A 17,297-nucleotide genomic window follows, 5' to 3' on the forward strand; every position below is an offset into this window, starting at 1 on the left:
CCCGGCGCCTCTGCCGGGGCCTCCCTCTTGTCCACACGAAAGGCGCCTCATGTTCCAGAACCGCGCAGAAGCCCTGGCGCTTGCCTTGCCGGCAGCCGTCTTTGCGACCCTGGTCTTTCTGTTGCCCGTTGCGATCCTCTTGTCGGAGGGCTTTCGCGCCGGCAGCAGCTGGAGCCTGTCGGCCTATGCCGATTTCTTCTCCGGGACGTTGAACCGCACTGTTTTCCTGCGCACGTTCCGGCTCGGCCTCGAAGTCACCGCCGTTTCCGCGGTCATCGGTTATGCCGCAGCCTTTGCCATCGTCAACCTGCCGGCGAATGGCAAGGGCCGGATGATCGGCCTCGTGACCCTGCCGCTGATGATCTCTCCGGTGGCGCGCACCTATGCCTGGATCGTCATTCTCGGCCGCACCGGCATCGTCAACCAGGCGATAACAGGCCTGGGTCTCAGCGCCGAGCCGCTTCGGCTGCTGTTCACCGAGACCGCCGTCTTCATCGGCCTCCTGCAGCTCTTCCTGCCGCTGATGATCCTATCGCTGATCAGCGCGCTCGAAAACATGCCGAAGGATGCGATCCCGGCTGCTCGCGTGCTCGGCGCCAACTGGTTCCAGGTCTTCTGGAAAGTCATCCTGCCGCTCACCAGAGAAGGCCTCGTCGTCGGCGGCACGCTTGTCTTCACCGGATCGCTGACCGCCTATATCACCCCCGCCGTGCTTGGTGGCTCCAAGGTGCTGATGCTGGAAACGCTGATGTACCAGCAGGTTTCCGTCGCCAATGATTTCGTTTCGGCAAGCGTCATCGCCTTCATCCTGATCGTCATGAGCTTTGCCGCCAACATTCTGCTGAAACGCCTTGCGACGGCGAGGAACCGCCGATGACGCTGCGTCTGTTTTCGCCTCTCGTGCTTTTCCTGCTGCTGGTCTTCCTGATCGGCCCGTTCCTGATCATCATCGCCGCTTCGCTATCGGCGGGCGATACGCTGGCCTTCCCGCCGCAGGGCCTGTCGCTGCGTTGGGTGATGAAGGTGTTCACCATCGAGAGTTTCCGCGACAGCTTCGCCATGTCGATGTTCCTCGCCGTCTTCGGAACGCTCGCAGCCCTCCTCTTCGGCATTCCGGCCGCCTACGCCCTCTCCCGCTACAAGCTGCCCGCGGCCGAGACCGTCCGCACCATCGTCTCGCTGCCGATCATCGTTCCCGGCATCATCGTCGGCTTGGCGCTGCTGCGTTATCTCGTCGTGCCCTTCGGCTTCAACATCACGCTCGCGCTCTTCTTCGCCCATACGGCCCTGGTGCTGCCCTATGCCGTGCGCGTCGTCTCGGCGAGCCTCGACAATCTACGTTCGGATATCGAGGAAGCGGCCGTCCTGCTCGGCTCCTCGCGGCTCGGCGCCTTCTTCCGCGTGGTGATGCCGAATATCCGCGGCGGCATCCTTGCCGCCTTCATCCTCGGTTTCGTCACCAGCTTCAATCAGGTGCCCGTCTCGCTGTTCCTGTCCGGTCCCGGCGTCCGCACGCTGCCGATCGACATGCTGGGTTACATGGAAACCACCTACGATCCTTCCATCGCGGCGCTCTCCGCCCTTCTCGCCTTTCTCTCGATCGGCATCGTCTTTCTCGCCGAACGCTTCCTGGGATTCTCGCGTTATGTCTGATGCCTATCTTCAACTCGACAAGCTGACACTTGCCTATGGCGACACGGTCGCGGTGCGGGACCTCGACCTCGCGATCGGCAAAGGTGAGCTGGTGGCGCTTCTCGGCCCCTCCGGCTGCGGCAAGACGACGACGATGCGCGCCATCGCCGGCCTGCTGACGCCCGCCGCTGGCCGCATTCGCCTCGACGGCGCCGATATCACCCGCGTCTCCGCCAACAAACGTACTGTCGGCCTCGTTTTCCAGTCCTACGCCCTCTTCCCGCATCTGACGGTCTATGAGAACGTCGCCTTCGGCTTGCGTCTCAAGCGTATTTCAGGTGCGGCTCTCGACGCCCGCGTCGGCGCCGGCCTGAAATCGGTCGGCCTGTCGGCTTTCGCCGGCCGCAAGCCCGCCGAACTCTCCGGCGGCCAGCAGCAACGCGTGGCGCTCGCTCGCTCGATGGTGATGGAGCCGAAGGTGCTGTTGCTCGACGAGCCGCTCTCCAATCTCGATGCCCGCCTTCGCCTTGAAATGCGCGCCGAATTGCAGCGCGTGCAGAAAGAGACCGGCATCACCATGATCTTCGTCACCCACGACCAGGTCGAGGCCCTGGCGCTCGCCGACCGCATCGTCGTGATGCTGAACGGCGGCATCGAACAGATCGGCACGCCGGAGGAGATCTACAACAATCCGGCCTCGGCCTTCGTCGCCGATTTCGTCGGCTTCGAGAATGTCTTCGCGCTGAAGGATGGAAAGCTCGCGACGCCAAACGGGCCGGTCGGACTTTCCGGCCCGGCGCCGGAAGCCGCAGCGGGCCTCGCATGGCGTCCGCGCATGGTGACCCTTGGCTCCGGTGCTTTCCAGGGCACCGTGCGCGGCACGTCTTTCGCCGGCAATACCCGCGAATACCTGCTCGACACTCCGCTCGGCCCGATCAAGGCCGAGATCGATGCGGGCATGCCGCCGCACGAGATCGGCAGCCCGCTCGCCTTCGATCTACCGGTTGCCGGCGCGGCAAGCCTCAAACGGTTCGGGTGAAATCATGGGCGTCTGGATCGACACGGACATGGGCTTCGACGACATCGCCGCCATTCTGGTGGTGGGACAGTCGGAACTCGAGATCGACGGTGTATCGCTGGTCTTCGGCAATACGCCGCTGCCGCAGGTGAGGATAAACGCCGCCGGCGCCGCCCGCGCCTTCGGCTGGACGTTCCCCATCCACACCGGCCGCGCCATGCCCGTGCTCGGCAAGCTCGAAACCGCTCAGGCGATCCTCGGCGAAACCGGCATCCCGACCATCGGCAGGAGCCTGCCGCAGGCGGCTGCCCTTGCCGAAAACGATGCCTTCGCAGCACTCTGCCGCTGGCTGGAGCGCAAAGGCCAGCACCGCATCCTGGCGCTTGGGCCGCTCACCAACATCGCCGCCGTGGCGCTTGCCCGGCCGGACCTTGCCGCCCGCATCACCGAACTCGTCTGGATGGGCGGCGGCGTCACCAGCGGCAACCATACGGCCTCCGCCGAGTTCAACGCGCTCGCCGATCCCGAGGCCCTCTCGATCGTCATCGCCCATGGCCTGCCGCTGCGCATGGTCGATCTCGACCTTTGCCGCAGGGTGCTGGCCAGGCCCGAAGACGCCGAGCCGGTGCGCAATGCCGGCGGCGCCAACGCCGAGCTGATCGCCGATATGTTTTCGGGTTATATCCGCATCGGTACCAGCCGCGGCCGCCCGGCCATGGCACTCTACGATCCTTCCGCCGCCGTCGCCTTCGTCGCTCCAGATATCGTCAGCTTCCGCCCTGCCCGCATCGACGTCGAGCTGCATGGCGCCTTGACCCGTGGCCGCACCGTCGTCGAGACCCGCGCCACGCATGCGAGTTTCAATGCTCAATTCGCCGCCGACATCGATGCCGACATGGCGCGTGTCATCATTCTCGCTGCCCTGGTCAACGAGGCCCGCAAATGAACGCCACCGCTCGCCAAGAACCCGCCGATCTCAACGATCCCGCTTTGCGCGCCCGCGCCGTCACTGCTGCGCGCGGCGACGCCCCCTTCGACATACTGATCACCGGCGGCCAGCTGCTCGATACGGTGACGGGCCTGATCCGGCAAGCCGATATCGGCCTTGTCGGCGCACTGATATCAAGCGTCCATGCCCCGGCAAGCCGCGCGGATGCCGTCGAGATTATCGATGCGGCGGGCAGTATCCTGACGCCCGGCCTGATCGACACGCACATGCATATCGAAAGTTCGATGGTGACACCCGCCGAATATGCGAGCGCCGTCTTGCCACGCGGCGTGACAACGATCGTCTGGGATCCGCATGAATTCGGCAACGTCCATGGGCTCGACGGCGTGCGCTGGGCGATCGAGGCGGCGCGCGGCCTGCCGCTGCGTATGATCCTTCTCGCGCCCTCCTGCGTGCCCTCCGCACCAGGCCTGGAACTTGCCGGCGCCGATTTCGATGCCGCGGTCGTCACCGAGATGCTGCACTCCTCCGCCGTCGGCGGCGTCGCCGAAGTGATGAATATGCGCGGCGTCATCGACGGCGATCCGCGCATGACGGCCATCGTCAATGCCGGCCTTGCCGCCGGCAAGCTCGTCTGCGGCCATGCCCGCGGCCTCGAAGGCGCCGATCTCAACGCCTTCATGGCATCGGGCATCACCTCCGACCACGAACTTACCTCCGGCGCCGATCTCCTCGCCAAGCTTTCCGCCGGCCTGACGATCGAGCTGCGCGGCTCTCACGACCATCTGCTGCAGGAGTTCGTCGAGGTGCTGAACGGTCTCGGCCACTTGCCCCCGACCGTCACGCTCTGCACCGACGACGTCTTTCCTGACGAACTCCAGGAAGGCGGCGGCCTCGACGACGTCATCAGACGCCTGGTGCGCTACGGCATGAAGCCGGAATGGGCCATCCGTGCCGCAACCTTCAACGCCGCACAACGTCTGAAGCGTTCCGATCTCGGCCTCCTCGCCGCCGGCCGCCGCGCCGACATCGTGCTCTTCGAAGACCTCACAGAATTCCGGGCACGGCTCGTCATATCAGCCGGCCGCATCGTTGCCCGCAACGGCAGCATGCAGGTTGCCGTCCAGCAGATCGATACGGCGCCGCTTGTCAATTCGGTGAAGCTGCCGCCGCTGACCGAGAATGATTTTCGCATCCCGGCGAAGGGCGAGCGCGTCCGCGTCGCCACCATCGACCGCCCGCGCTTCACGCAATGGGGCGAGGCCGAAACCGAGGTCAGGGATGGTTTTATCGTGCCGCCGGCCGGCAGCGCCATGATTTCCGTCGTCCATCGCCACGGCAAGACCGACGGCATCCCGCGCATCGGCTTCCTCACCGGCTGGGGTGATTGGCGCGGCGCCTTCTGTACCACCGTTTCGCATGACAGCCACAACCTCACCGTCTTCGGCGGCAATGCGGGCGACATGGCGCTCGCCGCCAACGCCGTCATCGCCGCCGGCGGCGGCATGGCGGTCGCCAAAGACGGTAGGATCGAGGCGATGCTGCCGCTACCGCTCTCCGGTCTGGTCACGGATGCATCGCTGAAGGACACGGCCCTGGCCTTCGCCGGCATCCGCAAGGCGATGGAAAAGATCGTCACGTGGAAGCCGCCCTATCGGGTCTTCAAGGCCTGCTTCGGCGCAACGCTCGCCTGCAATGTCGGCCCGCATCAGACTGATCGGGGGATTGCCGATGTGGTGACGGGCAAGGTGCTGGAAAGCCCGGTACTGGCTGTTTGGTAGATCGAGGAAAGCGCAGCTCCGCCAGAAGGCGTGCCGTGTGCTCCTCAATGCCTAACTGGTCGAAGCAGGCGCCGTTACGGCAAATCCCGGTATGCGTTGTTTGAGGTTGACCGCAGCCAGCCCCTCGGGCCCTGCTGTCATCATTTTTCGGCCTCCGGTTCGGATCATTGTTGCAATTCATTCTTAATTGCACAATATTCAAAGCAAGGGTCGTCAAGCATTTTTTGCAAATCATTCTGAATCGCAACTTGTTCCGGCTTTTGCAATTCGGTCGTAATAGCAGCAAGAGGAGAAACATATGCTCTATAGGGAAAGACGGTCGGTTTTGGCCGGACTGATAGGGGTGGCATTCGCAGCCGTGCTGGCTGCCTTTCCCGCCGCTGCCCAACAGACAAGCAATTCGAAGTTCAAGGTGGTGACAACCTTCACGGTGATTGCCGACATGGCAAAAAACGTGGCCGGTGATGCCGCGATCGTGGAATCGATCACCAAGCCGGGCGCGGAGATCCACAACTATGCGCCGACGCCGGGTGACATCCAGCGAGCACAAGGTGCACAGCTCATTCTCTGGAACGGGCTCAATCTGGAGCGCTGGTTCGAAAAGTTCTTCCAGAACCTGCACGACGTCCCCGGTGCCGTCGTCTCCGATGGCATCGAACCGATGGGCATCTCGGAAGGCCCCTACGAAGGCAAGCCCAATCCCCACGCCTGGATGTCGCCGAAGAACGCCCTGATTTACGTCGACAATATCCGTGATGCTTTCGCAAAGTATGATCCGGCGAATGCGGAGACCTACAAGGCTAACGCCGAGGCCTACAAGCAGAAGATCGAAGCGACGATCACGCCGATCCGCGCCACCCTCGAAAAAATTCCCGAGGACAAGCGTTGGCTGGTTTCCAGCGAGGGCGCCTTTTCCTATCTCGCACGCGATTTCGGGCTGAAGGAACTCTATCTCTGGCCAATCAACGCCGACCAACAGGGCACGCCCCAGCAGGTCCGCAAGGTGATAGATGCGGTCAAGGAAAACCAGATTCCAACCGTCTTCAGCGAAAGCACCGTTTCCGATAAACCGGCCCGGCAGGTGGCGCGCGAAACCGGCGCGCATTATGGCGGTGTCCTCTATGTCGACTCGCTGAGCGAAGCCGACGGCCCCGTGCCAACCTATATCGATCTTCTGCGCGTGACCTCCGATACCGTCGCGAAGGGTCTTGCCGATGGGTTGTCGCAATGACCGTGCTGCTTGGTAATCTTGTCCGTCCCGCATCCTCGGATGCGGGATCGGGGATCACGGTAAAGGATGCGACCGTCACTTACCGCAACGGACATACGGGCCTGAGGGACGCGAGTTTCCAGATCCCCACGGGCACGATCGCCGCGCTGGTCGGTGTCAACGGTTCCGGCAAGTCGACACTCTTCAAGTCGATCATGGGTTTCGTGCGTCTCGCCAGGGGCCACATTCGCGTGCTTGGCATGCCGGTCGAAGAGGCGTTGCGCAAGAACCTTGTCGCTTATGTGCCGCAATCGGAAGAAGTCGACTGGAATTTCCCGGTGCTGGTCGAGGATGTCGTGATGATGGGTCGCTACGGCCACATGGGCATGATGCGCATCCCGAAGGCCGCGGACCACGAGGCAGTGGCGGCCGCGCTCGCCCGCGTCGCCATGAGCGAGGCCCGCAAGCGCCAGATCGGCGAACTTTCCGGCGGCCAGAGGAAGCGGGTCTTTTTGGCGCGAGCACTGGCGCAGGACGGCCGGGTCATTCTGCTCGATGAACCCTTTACCGGCGTCGACGTAAAGACTGAGGACCAGATCATCAAGCTCCTGCGCGAACTGCGGGATGAAGGCCGCGTCATGCTGGTCTCCACCCACAATCTCGGCTCCGTGCCGGAATTCTGCGACCGGACCATCCTGATCAAGGGCACGGTGCTCGCCTACGGCCCGACCGTCGAGACTTTTACGCAGGAAAATCTGGAAAAGACCTTTGGCGGCGTGCTGCGTCATTTCGTGTTGAGCGGAGCGCAGAACGGCAGGCCAACGTCGATCGGCGTCATAACCGATGATGAGCGCCCCTTGATTCTGCAGGGTGGCAAAGCGACTGCCCGGGGCCCCGATAGTGGCAATGGGGGCCGGGAATGATAGCCGAGCTCCTGCAGCCCTTCACCTATGAATACATGCTCAATGCCATGTGGGTGTCCGCCCTTGTCGGCGGCGTCTGCGCTTTCCTCTCGTGTTATCTGATGCTGAAAGGCTGGTCGCTGATCGGCGACGCGCTCTCGCACGCGATCGTTCCCGGCGTTGCCGGCGCCTATATGCTCGGACTTCCTTTTTCGATCGGAGCCTTCTTTTCCGGAGGGCTCGCTGCCGCAGCGATGCTTTTCCTCAACCAGCGCACCAAGCTGAAGGAAGATGCCATCATCGGCCTGATCTTCTCCTCTTTCTTCGGGCTGGGCCTGTTCATGGTTTCGCTCCAGCCTATGGCGGTCAACATCCAGACGATCGTGCTCGGCAACATTCTCGCCATCACCCCGGAGGATACGCTGCAACTCGCCATCATCGGCTTCGTGTCGCTCGCTGTCCTGCTTGTCAAATGGAAGGACCTGATGGTCACCTTCTTCGACGAGAGCCATGCCCGATCGATCGGTCTCAATCCGACCGCTCTCAAGGTCATTTTCTTCACGCTGCTGTCCGCCTCCACCGTCGCGGCGCTGCAGACCGTCGGTGCATTCCTCGTCATCTGCATGGTGGTGACGCCCGGCGCGACCGCCTATCTGCTGACCGACCGCTTCCCGCGGCTGCTTGTGATCGCCGTCATCATTGGATCGATGACCAGTTTCGTCGGCGCCTATGCGAGTTACTTCCTCGATGGCGCGACAGGCGGCATCATCGTCGTGCTGCAGACGGCAATCTTCCTGATCGCGTTCTTCTTCGCACCCAAACACGGCATGCTGGCGGCACGCAGACGCGCCGCGCAGGCGCTGGAGGCAGCGCCATGAACATGGTCGACACACTTCTTTCGCCTTTCCAGTTCGGCTTCATGGTCAACGCGCTGGTGATCTCGGTGCTAGTCGCGATCCCGATGGCGCTATTGTCCTGCTTCCTGGTTCTGAAGGGCTGGTCTCTGATGGGAGACGCCATCAGCCACGCCGTCTTTCCCGGCGTGGTCATCGCCTATATCGTCGGCATACCCTTCGCCGTCGGCGCCTTCGTGGCCGGCATGTTTTGCGCTATCGCCACCGGTTTCCTGAAAGATAACAGCCGTATCAAACAGGATACGGTGATGGGCATCGTCTTCTCCGGCATGTTCGGGCTTGGCCTGGTCCTTTATGTCAAGATCCAGTCCGACGTGCATCTCGACCACATCCTGTTCGGCGACATGCTCGGTGTCTCCTGGCACGACATCGGGCAATCGGCCGTCATTGCCGCGATCACGGCTGTCATTCTTGGTGTGAAGTGGAAGGACTTCCTGCTGCACGCCTTCGACCCCGCCCAGGCGAGAGCGGTGGGCCTCAGGATCAACCTGCTGCATTACGGCCTTCTCGCCCTCATCTCGCTGACGATCGTCGGTGCCTTGCAGGCGGTGGGCATCATCCTTTCGATCGCCATGCTGATTGCGCCGGGAGCCATCGCCTTCCTGCTCACCCGCAAGTTCAGCACGATGCTGCTCCTCTCCATCGCCATTGCGGTGATCGGCTCTTTTGTCGGCGTCTACCTGTCCTTCTTCATCGACAGCGCGCCGGCGCCGACCATCGTGCTTGTGCTGGCGATCGGCTTCGTGCTCGCCTTCATCCATGCCACGCGAGGGACGGCCCGGGTTGAGGAATCGCCGATGGACTGATGGATATTGAAGAAGTCGCTGTACGGAGGGCAGTTGTTGACCAACGCAGAATGCAGCGAGGCGCGCAACGGTCGCTTTCAATTGCGGCCTAATTCCTAAAATCGATTCCGGCTTGGGCAATTAGGCAGCAGATAATCAAACCTTCAATTCTCGCTCGACCAATGCCACCCAATAGGCCGCCCCATATCCAAGCGCTTCATCGTTGAAATCATAGGCCGTGTTGTGATGCAGCGCCCCGTCCACCGCGGGACCGTTGCCGAGCCAAACATAGCAGCCCGGCGCGTTCTGGGCGAAGAAGGCGAAATCGTCGCCTGCCGTCGACGGCGGAAAGCTTGTCTGCACCTTTCCGCCGAAGACCGAGCCGGCGGCCGTGAGCGCCCGTGCGGTCGCATCCGCGTCATTGATGACAGGCGGAATCCGCCGTTCGAATGCATAGTCCACAGCAATGCCGTACATAGTCGCAGTGCCATGCGCCAATCGTCCGATCTCGGTCTCCAACTGGTCGCGCACATCGGGTGAATAGGCCCGCGCCGTCCCACCGATCTCCACGATATCCGGAATGACGTTCAGCGCCTTCGAGTCGCCCGCCTGCAGGAAACAGGCGCTGACGACGGCAGGCTGCAGCGGATCGACCACCCGTCCGACGATCGTCTGCAGCGACGACAGGAAGGTCCCGGCCGCCGTGATCGGATCGCGGCCGAGATGCGGCTTGGCGCCGTGCGTGCCGGTCCCACGGAAAGTCATGCGCCAGCTGTCGGAGGAGGCAAGCTGCGGCCCCTCGACCACGCCGATCTCATCGACCGCAAGCCCAGGCATGTTATGCAGCCCATAGACGGCATCGCAGGGGAAAAGCTTGAACAGCCCCTCCTCGACCATGCGCCTTGCTCCGCCTCGCCCTTCTTCGGCCGGCTGGAAGATGAAATGCACCGTGCCGGAAAAATCCTGCGTTGCCGCAAGATGCCGCGCGGCGCCGAGCAGCATCGCAGTATGACCGTCATGGCCGCAGGCATGCATTTTTCCGGGCGCGGTCGATTTATAGGGCCGCTCCGCCATTTCAGGCATGGCGAGCGCGTCCATGTCGGCCCGCAGCCCGATCCTGCGCGTGCCATTGCCGAGCTGCAGCGTGCCGACCACGCCGGTGCCGCCGAGGCCGCGATGCACCGTGATGCCAGCTTCTTCTAGAAGCCTCGCGACGATGCCGGCGGTACGCTCCTCCTCGAAACCGAGTTCGGGATGGGCGTGCAGGTCGCGGCGCAGGGAGGTCAGAAACGGCAGATCGTCCTTGATCCGGGCGGGAATGCTCATCGCGCAATGCTCCTGGGGCCTGGATATCCTGTCAAGCGAAACGGGCGCCCAACCGGCGCCCGCGTCAGATTATCTCTTGTTCATCAACCAGACAGTAAGTTCAACCCCCAGAACAGGATGATTTTAGGCCGGCCTAAAATCTGAATCCTGTTCTACATTATATAGTTAGAGCATGATGTCGTCCGAAAACCGCTTACACTTTTCGGCATCATGCTCTAGCCCTCCTCGACGAACACCTCCTCACGCTTCTTCTTGACGCTCGGCAGGAAGACGACAATGAGGACGGCGACCGCAATGGCCAGAAGAATGGCACTGATCGGCCGCGTAACGAAGGTGGTCGGATCGCCGCGCGACAGGATCATGGCACGCCGGAGGTTTTCTTCGAGCAATGGCCCGAGCACGAAGCCGAGCAGAAGTGGCGCCGGCTCACAGCGAAGCTTCGCCAGCACATAGCCGATGAGCCCGAAGAAGGCGACGGCATAGAGATCGTAGACGTTGGCGTTGACGCTGTAGACCCCGATCGAGCAGAAGGCCATGATGATGGGGAAGAGCACGTAGTAAGGCACGGTCAGGAGCTTCACCCAGAGCCCGATCAGCGGCAGGTTGAGGATGACCAGCATCAGGTTGCCGATCCACATCGAGGCGATGATGCCCCAGAACAGCGCCGGCTGCTCGGTAGCGACGTTCGGACCGGGTACGATGCCCTGGATAATCATCGCCCCAACCATCAGCGCCATGACGGGATTGGCCGGAATGCCGAGCGTCAAGAGCGGAATGAACGAGGTCTGCGCGCCGGCATTGTTCGCCGATTCCGGTCCCGCAACGCCGGCGATCGCACCCTTGCCGAATTCCTCCGGCGTTTTCGACATCCGCTTTTCTACCGTGTAGGAGGCAAAAGCAGCGAGAATGGCGCCACCACCCGGCAGGATGCCGAGCGCCGAGCCGATTGCCGTGCCGCGAATGACCGGCGCAATCATCTCCTTGAATTCCTGGCGGGACGGCAAAAGGCCGGTGACCTTGGCCATCAGCACCGTGCGTGTCGACTCGCCCTCGAGATTGCGCAGGATTTCCGCCACCCCGAACACGCCGACGGCAAGCGCCACGAAGTTCAGCCCGTCCGCATATTCACGGATGCCGAGCGTGAAGCGTGGCGTGCCGGTGTAGATGTCGGTGCCGACGAGGCCGAGCAGCAGACCGAGCGCCACCATGGCCAGCGCCTTGACGACCGAGCCATGCGCGAGCGCGATCGAGGAGACGAGGCCGACGATCATCAGCGAGAAATATTCCGCCGAGCCGAATTGCAGCGCGATTGCGGTCAGCGGCGGTGCGAAGATCGCGACGAGGAAAGTCGAGACCGTGCCGGCGAAGAACGAACCCAGTGCCGCGATCGCAAGCGCTGCGCCGGCCCGGCCCTTGCGGGCCATCTGGTAGCCGTCGATCGCGGTCACGGCCGAGGAGGATTCGCCCGGCATGTTGATCAGGATCGCCGTCGTCGAGCCGCCGTACTGCGCGCCGTAATAGATGCCGGCGAGCATGATCAGCGAGGAAACCGGTTCGAGCTGGAAGGTGATCGGCAAGAGCATGGCGATCGTCGCCGTGGCGCCGATGCCGGGCAGCACGCCGATCAGCGTGCCGAGCAGCACGCCGAGCAGGCAGAAGAGCAGGTTTTCCGGAGTGCCGGCTGTTGCAAAGCCGAGCGCGAGATTGCTGAAAAGATCCATCATCGTCTCCTAGAACCGGACCCAGGGGCCGAAGCGCTCGAACGGCAGACCGAGCCCGTAGCTGAAGACCGCAACCGAAAAGATCGTCAGCAGCAACGACAGGATGATCGCGAAAAACACGTTCATCTTTTGCGATGCGAAGCAGGCGATCAAGGCGGTGAGGAACAGTGACGGTGCAAATCCGAGACCGCGCACCGTCAACCCGAAGAATACCGGTGCCGGCAGGATGAAGAGCATGCCGCGCCAGGCAAACGGGTCGATCGGCTCGCCCTCGACCCGCAGCGCCTGAATGAAGATGATCGCCCCGAGAAGCACGAGCACGGCGGCAAGCACCAGCGGGAAATAACCAGGGCCCATGCGCACTGCCGTGCCGAGGTCGAGCCCCAGCGACTGGATGGCGAAGAAAGCGCCGGTCGCGACGAAAAGCGCGCCGCAGATCGCATTGGTGGTATCGAAACTGATGGATTTCATGGTGTCTCCTGGGGAGATGGTTCGTGACGCACTGCTGCTGCGATTGCCCTCATCCGCTTGCCGGCACCTTCTCACCGCATGCGGGGAGAAGGGAAATAGCTGCAAGCCCTTCGCCCTCTTGCCGCCGTTGAGCGACGCAAGTCCCCTCTCCCCGTTCACGGGGAGAGGGTCAGGGTGAGGGGCTCATCCGGCATGTCCTGACGAGGATAATCCTCAGTCGGCATATTCGCCAGCGGCCTCGATCACCGTTTTCCAGCGGGCGATCTCGCTTTCGAGCTTGGCCTTCAGCGCAGCCGGCGTCGCATCGGCGTCGGAGGATGGCGCCGTGCCGAGCTCGGCGAAGCGGGCGCCGACATTCGGATCCTTCAGCGCCACCTGCAGCGACTTCGACAGGCGTTCGTTGATCTCAGCCGGCGTCCCCTTCGGCGTATAGATGCCGTGCCAGATGCCGACTTCAAACCCCGGCAGACCTGCTTCGACGGCCGTCGGAATGTCCTTCATCACCTCGAGGCGCTTGGGCGAGGTCACGGCATAGGCCTTGATCGTGCCGCCTTGGATCTGCTTCGTCGTGTTGGTCGTCTGGTCGCACATGACGTCGACCTGACCGCCGAGCAGATCGGTCATCGCAGGGCCGGTCCCCTTGTAGGGAACGGTCGTCAGCGGCGTCTGGATGGCGCTCATGAACATCATGCCGCAGAGATGCGAAGCCGCACCGATGCCGGCATTGGCGACCGTCACCTTGTCCTTGTTCGCCTTAATGTAATCAATCAGCCCCTTGAGGTCGGCCGGCTCCATGTCCTTGCGCGCGACGATCGTCATCGGCACATCGGTGACGAGGCCGACATAGTCGAAGGCGCCGAGCGTATCGTAGGCGAGCTTGCGGTAGAGCGTCGCGCTGGTCGCCATGCCGATATGGTGCAGCAGGATGGTGTAACCGTCGGGATCGGCATTCGCCACGCGGCCAGCGCCGAGCGTGCCGCCGGCGCCGCCGACATTTTCGACGACGATCTGCTGGCCGAGATCCTTCGACATGGATTCGGCGACCAGGCGCGCGACGGTATCCGTCGGGCCGCCGGCCGCGAAGGGCACGACCATGGTGATGGTGCGCTCGGGATAGGTCTGCGCCGAAGCGGCGCCGGCGAGAAGAGAGACCGCGGCAGCCGCGGTCAGGCCGAGCATGGCCTTCAGAATTTTCATCGTTTCCTCCCTGATGAAATAAGCAAGCCCGCCGACACATCCTCCGCGCCGGTTCGGATCACCTATTTGCCGCCTGGAAAAATCGACCCGCAATCATTGCAGCCGCTTTCGAAAGACGATTTTGCGACAGTGCGATGCAGCATGGGTCGATTTGGAAACAAACGGCTCTGAGGGTGGGTGGAAATCCACCCATCGCACCGCGAGATTGGAGCTCCGCCCCAGCACCCGGCTAGCTTTCGGTGGTCAGCATCCGCTTGTCGAGACCATATTTCTGCATCTTTTCGTAGAGGGTCTTCCGGGAAATGCCGAGCGACTCATAGACCGGCCTGAGGCTGCCGCCATGCGCCACCAGCGCGCTGGCAATGACCCCGCGTTCGAATTCGGCGACGCGCTCCGCAAGCCCGGTTGCCTCCTCGGCTTGCCGCCCGCCATTGTCGAGACCGAGGACCAGACGGTCGGCGGCATTCCTCAGCTCACGCACATTGCCGGGCCAGTCGCGTTGAGCAATGTCGGAAATCACGTCTGGCGGCACGGCCATCTCGTCGCGGCCGTAGCGGGCCGCCGCTTCCCGCACCAGCTGCAGGAAAAGCAGCGGAACATCCGCCCGCCGCTGCGACAGCGACGGCACGTGTAGCGTCGCGACATTCAGCCGATAGAAGAGGTCGGCGCGAAAGCGCCCCGCCGCCACCTCCGCCTCCAGGTCGACCTTGCTTGTCGCGATGAAGCGCACGTCGAGCGCCACCACCTCGTTCGAACCGAGCCTGGAGATCACCCGCTCCTGCAGCACCCGCAGGAACTTCGCCTGCAGGTCGAAGGGCATAGAGCCGATCTCGTCGAGCAGGATCGTGCCGCCGCGCCCATGTTCGAATTTTCCATAACGCGGCCTCACCGCGCCCGGAAAGGCCCCCACCTCATGGCCGAAAAGCTCGCTCTCGATCAGGTTTGCGGGCAGTGCGGCGCAATTGATCGCGATGAACGGCCGGCTCGCCCGAGCACTGATGTCGTGGAGCGCCCGCGCCACCACCTCCTTGCCGGCACCGGTTTCTCCGACGATCAGCGTATCGGCATCGCTCGCCCCAATCGCCCGGATGCGGTAGCGCAGATCCACCATCACCTGCGTGCGCCCCGGCAGCCGCGCCTCGATATCGTCGCGCTTGCCGGCAACCGCCTTCAGCAGCCGGTTTTCGAGCACGAGGCCGCGCCGCTCCATCGCCCGGCGGATGACGCCGGCAAGCATCTCCGGCGTGAACGGCTTCTCGATGAAATCATAGGCGCCTTCGCGCATCGCCTTCACCGCAAGCTGAACGTCGCCGTGGCCGGTGACGAGAATGACCGGCACCTCCGGGTCGAGTTCGCGGATCTTCTGCATCAGCGTCATGCCGTCCATGCCGGGCATGCGAATATCGCTGACGACGACGCCGGGAAAGCTGTAGCCGATCAGCTCCAGCACGTGGTCGCCGTTCGAATAGGTCTCGACACTGAAGCCGGAGAGCTCCAGCGCCTGCGCCGTCGAGCGGCGCAGTTCCTCCTCGTCGTCAACCAGCAGGATCTTCGCATCGTTCATTCCGCTGCCTCCGGCATCAGCCCTGCCGCCGATTGCAGCTCGATGCGGAACACCGCGCCCCCTTCGGGATGATTGGCAGCAGTAAGGCTGCCGCCGAAATCCTTGATGATGTTATAGGAGATCGAAAGCCCGAGGCCGAGCCCCTTGCCGACGCCCTTCGTCGTGAAGAAGGGATCGAAGATACGCTCGGCGATCGCCGCCGGCACGCCCGGTCCGTGGTCCCGCACAGTCAGCACCACCTTGCCGGCCTCCTCGAAGGCCGAAACCTCGATGCGCCGATCATCCAGCCCTTCCACCGCATCGGAGGCATTCGAGATCACGTTCACCAGCACCTGCTGCAGACGCACTGAACCGGCACGCACCACCGGCGGACGCGGCCCGAGAGCGAGAAGCAGTTCGGCATCCGCCGCCTTCAGCCGCCAGGCGATAATCTCGAGCGTATCGCGCATCGCCTCGTCGAGGGAAACGGGACCGAGCTTCTCGTTCGGCTTGCGGGCGAAGTTGCGCAGGTGCCGGCTGATCGCAGCCATACGGTCGATCAGCCCGCCGATACGCCGGATATTGTCCCGCGCCTCCTCCGTCCGCCCACGGTCGATGAGAACGGAGGCGCTGTCCGTATAGGTCTTGGCAGCGGCGAGCGGCTGGTTGAACTCGTGCGAAAGGGCAGCCGACATCTGCCCCAGCCCGGCAAGCTTGCCCGCCTGGATCAGATCGGCCTGCGTCTGTCGGAGCTGTTGCTCGGTCAGCCGCCGTTCGGCGATTTCTTCTTCGATGCGGCTGTTGACGCGGGCAAGATCGGCTGTGCGCTCCTCGACGCGCCGCTCCAGCTCGTTGCGGGCTTCGGCTTGCATCTGCATGCGCTCGGCAAGCCGCGCCCGCCTCTGGCGCAGAACCGCGACTGCGAGCCCGGCGATACAGAGGAAGAGAAAGACTGCCGCAAGCGCCGTGCGTGCCTGGGCACGGATGGAACTCGTCTCCATCAGCACGTTCACCGTCCAGTCCTCGGCCGGCATGTAATGCGAGAGCACCAGATATTCACTCGAACCGCGCTCGCCGGCCAGCGTCATCAGCTCATGCTGCTCGAAGTGGTGACGCGTCACCGGCAGCGCCGCCAGCCTGGCATTGGCATAACGTCGCGACGCCTCGGTACGGGCGACGCGGTCGGCCGTCAGCGGCAGGATCGCGCCATAGAGCCATTCCGGGCTGCCGGACATGAAGATGATGCCCTCCGGATCGGAAACGAAAATCTTGTATTCGCCGCCGCCCCAGGAGGATTCGATCATGTCGATATCGACTTTGAAGACGATGACGCCGCGAATATCCGCGCCGGTTCGGATCGGTGCGGCAAAATAATAGCCGCGCTTCAGCGAGGTGGTGCCGAGCGCGTAAAATCGTGCCTGCCGGCCTTCGACCGCATCTTGGAAATAGGGCCTGTAGCTGAAATTCTGCCCGACGAAGCTTGCAGGCCCATCGTAATTGCTGGCCGCGATCGTCTCTCCGTCTGGCTTCACCACATAAATATCGGAGGATTTCAGCAGCCCGTTGATCTCCTTGAGATAGAGATTGGCCGCATCGCGCAGCGCCGCATCTTCAGGCGCGCTCACCAGTTCCTTGATGTCGTCGTGATCGGCGATCAGCGCCGGCAGCGCCTCGTAGCGGTTGAGATGACCGCTGAGTGCCGAAACGGCAAGGCGCAGCGCCGTTCCCGCCTGCGCCGAGGCTTCCTCCATGTAGGCGCGCGTCGCAATCGCGCTCCCATAGGTGAAGAAGGCGAAGATGATCAGCGGCACTACCAGCAACGCCGCTATCGCACGATATCTCGAAGAC

The 17,297-nt window shown here is 63.1% G+C and carries 15 protein-coding genes; 9 read left to right on the plus strand and 6 right to left on the minus strand.

Annotated elements, in window-relative coordinates:
* Positions 1-49: 49 nt before the first annotated feature.
* The 9 genes from B5P46_RS15805 (at position 50) to B5P46_RS15845 (ending at position 9,212) form a co-directional block, all read left to right on the plus strand.
* Positions 50-877: an ABC transporter permease gene (locus B5P46_RS15805; protein ID WP_129419480.1), complete on the plus strand. Its 828-nt coding sequence runs from the start codon at positions 50-52 to the stop codon at positions 875-877.
* On the plus strand, positions 874-1,653 hold the full coding sequence (locus B5P46_RS15810) for an ABC transporter permease (protein ID WP_129419481.1): 780 nt from the start codon (positions 874-876) through the stop codon (positions 1,651-1,653). Before B5P46_RS15805 ends, B5P46_RS15810 begins: the two co-directional genes overlap by 4 nt.
* Positions 1,646-2,671: an ABC transporter ATP-binding protein gene (locus B5P46_RS15815; protein ID WP_129419482.1), complete on the plus strand. Its 1,026-nt coding sequence runs from the start codon at positions 1,646-1,648 to the stop codon at positions 2,669-2,671. Before B5P46_RS15810 ends, B5P46_RS15815 begins: the two co-directional genes overlap by 8 nt.
* A gap of 4 nt (positions 2,672-2,675) precedes the next feature.
* A complete protein-coding gene (locus tag B5P46_RS15820; RefSeq protein ID WP_129419483.1) occupies positions 2,676-3,596 on the plus strand; it encodes a nucleoside hydrolase in 921 nt (306 codons plus the stop codon).
* The gene (locus B5P46_RS15825) at positions 3,593-5,380 is read left to right on the plus strand and encodes an adenine deaminase (RefSeq protein WP_129419484.1); all 1,788 of its coding nucleotides are present in this window, start codon (positions 3,593-3,595) and stop codon (positions 5,378-5,380) included. The genes B5P46_RS15820 and B5P46_RS15825 overlap by 4 nt, the downstream gene beginning before the upstream one ends.
* A gap of 298 nt (positions 5,381-5,678) precedes the next feature.
* Positions 5,679-6,611, plus strand: coding sequence for a metal ABC transporter substrate-binding protein (locus B5P46_RS15830; protein WP_129419485.1), 933 nt, complete (start codon positions 5,679-5,681; stop codon positions 6,609-6,611).
* Positions 6,608-7,513: a manganese/iron ABC transporter ATP-binding protein gene (locus tag B5P46_RS15835; RefSeq protein WP_129419486.1), complete on the plus strand. Its 906-nt coding sequence runs from the start codon at positions 6,608-6,610 to the stop codon at positions 7,511-7,513. The genes B5P46_RS15830 and B5P46_RS15835 overlap by 4 nt, the downstream gene beginning before the upstream one ends.
* Positions 7,510-8,370, plus strand: coding sequence for an iron/manganese ABC transporter permease subunit SitC (gene sitC / locus B5P46_RS15840; protein ID WP_164986500.1), 861 nt, complete (start codon positions 7,510-7,512; stop codon positions 8,368-8,370). Before B5P46_RS15835 ends, sitC begins: the two co-directional genes overlap by 4 nt.
* On the plus strand, positions 8,367-9,212 hold the full coding sequence (locus tag B5P46_RS15845) for a metal ABC transporter permease (protein WP_129419487.1): 846 nt from the start codon (positions 8,367-8,369) through the stop codon (positions 9,210-9,212). The genes sitC and B5P46_RS15845 overlap by 4 nt, the downstream gene beginning before the upstream one ends.
* 135 nt (positions 9,213-9,347) lie before the next feature.
* Here B5P46_RS15845 and B5P46_RS15850 read toward each other — a convergent pair whose 3' ends face one another.
* The 6 genes from B5P46_RS15850 to B5P46_RS15875 all read right to left on the minus strand — a co-directional run bounded on the left by B5P46_RS15850 (position 9,348) and on the right by B5P46_RS15875 (position 17,269).
* On the minus strand, positions 9,348-10,517 hold the full coding sequence (locus B5P46_RS15850) for a M20 aminoacylase family protein (protein ID WP_129419488.1): 1,170 nt from the start codon (positions 10,515-10,517) through the stop codon (positions 9,348-9,350).
* A gap of 215 nt (positions 10,518-10,732) precedes the next feature.
* Complete coding sequence (locus tag B5P46_RS15855; RefSeq protein ID WP_129419621.1) at positions 10,733-12,238, minus strand: tripartite tricarboxylate transporter permease; 1,506 nt, start codon at positions 12,236-12,238, stop codon at positions 10,733-10,735.
* A gap of 9 nt (positions 12,239-12,247) precedes the next feature.
* On the minus strand, positions 12,248-12,709 hold the full coding sequence (locus B5P46_RS15860; protein ID WP_129419489.1) for a tripartite tricarboxylate transporter TctB family protein: 462 nt from the start codon (positions 12,707-12,709) through the stop codon (positions 12,248-12,250).
* Positions 12,710-12,922: 213 nt separating this feature from the next.
* Complete coding sequence (locus tag B5P46_RS15865; RefSeq protein WP_129419490.1) at positions 12,923-13,906, minus strand: tripartite tricarboxylate transporter substrate-binding protein; 984 nt, start codon at positions 13,904-13,906, stop codon at positions 12,923-12,925.
* Positions 13,907-14,135: 229 nt separating this feature from the next.
* Complete coding sequence (locus B5P46_RS15870) at positions 14,136-15,470, minus strand: sigma-54-dependent transcriptional regulator (RefSeq protein WP_017961950.1); 1,335 nt, start codon at positions 15,468-15,470, stop codon at positions 14,136-14,138.
* Positions 15,467-17,269: a sensor histidine kinase gene (locus B5P46_RS15875; RefSeq protein WP_129419491.1), complete on the minus strand. Its 1,803-nt coding sequence runs from the start codon at positions 17,267-17,269 to the stop codon at positions 15,467-15,469. Before B5P46_RS15875 ends, B5P46_RS15870 begins: the two co-directional genes overlap by 4 nt.
* Between the last annotated feature and the right edge of the window lie 28 nt (positions 17,270-17,297).

Origin of the sequence: Rhizobium leguminosarum (assembly GCF_004123835.1) — a bacterium.
Classification (GTDB): domain Bacteria; phylum Pseudomonadota; class Alphaproteobacteria; order Rhizobiales; family Rhizobiaceae; genus Rhizobium; species Rhizobium leguminosarum_M.

Coding starts and splice junctions, on each gene's coding strand:
- B5P46_RS15805 (WP_129419480.1), top strand. CDS start 50: ATGTTCCAGAACCGCGCAGAAGCCCTGGCGCTTGCCTTGCCGGCAGCC.
- B5P46_RS15810 (WP_129419481.1), top strand. CDS start 874: ATGACGCTGCGTCTGTTTTCGCCTCTCGTGCTTTTCCTGCTGCTGGTC.
- B5P46_RS15815 (WP_129419482.1), top strand. CDS start 1,646: ATGTCTGATGCCTATCTTCAACTCGACAAGCTGACACTTGCCTATGGC.
- B5P46_RS15820 (WP_129419483.1), top strand. CDS start 2,676: ATGGGCGTCTGGATCGACACGGACATGGGCTTCGACGACATCGCCGCC.
- B5P46_RS15825 (WP_129419484.1), top strand. CDS start 3,593: ATGAACGCCACCGCTCGCCAAGAACCCGCCGATCTCAACGATCCCGCT.
- B5P46_RS15830 (WP_129419485.1), top strand. CDS start 5,679: ATGCTCTATAGGGAAAGACGGTCGGTTTTGGCCGGACTGATAGGGGTG.
- B5P46_RS15835 (WP_129419486.1), top strand. CDS start 6,608: ATGACCGTGCTGCTTGGTAATCTTGTCCGTCCCGCATCCTCGGATGCG.
- sitC (WP_164986500.1), top strand. CDS start 7,510: ATGATAGCCGAGCTCCTGCAGCCCTTCACCTATGAATACATGCTCAAT.
- B5P46_RS15845 (WP_129419487.1), top strand. CDS start 8,367: ATGAACATGGTCGACACACTTCTTTCGCCTTTCCAGTTCGGCTTCATG.
- B5P46_RS15850 (WP_129419488.1), bottom strand. CDS start 10,517: ATGAGCATTCCCGCCCGGATCAAGGACGATCTGCCGTTTCTGACCTCC.
- B5P46_RS15855 (WP_129419621.1), bottom strand. CDS start 12,238: ATGGATCTTTTCAGCAATCTCGCGCTCGGCTTTGCAACAGCCGGCACT.
- B5P46_RS15860 (WP_129419489.1), bottom strand. CDS start 12,709: ATGAAATCCATCAGTTTCGATACCACCAATGCGATCTGCGGCGCGCTT.
- B5P46_RS15865 (WP_129419490.1), bottom strand. CDS start 13,906: ATGAAAATTCTGAAGGCCATGCTCGGCCTGACCGCGGCTGCCGCGGTC.
- B5P46_RS15870 (WP_017961950.1), bottom strand. CDS start 15,470: ATGAACGATGCGAAGATCCTGCTGGTTGACGACGAGGAGGAACTGCGC.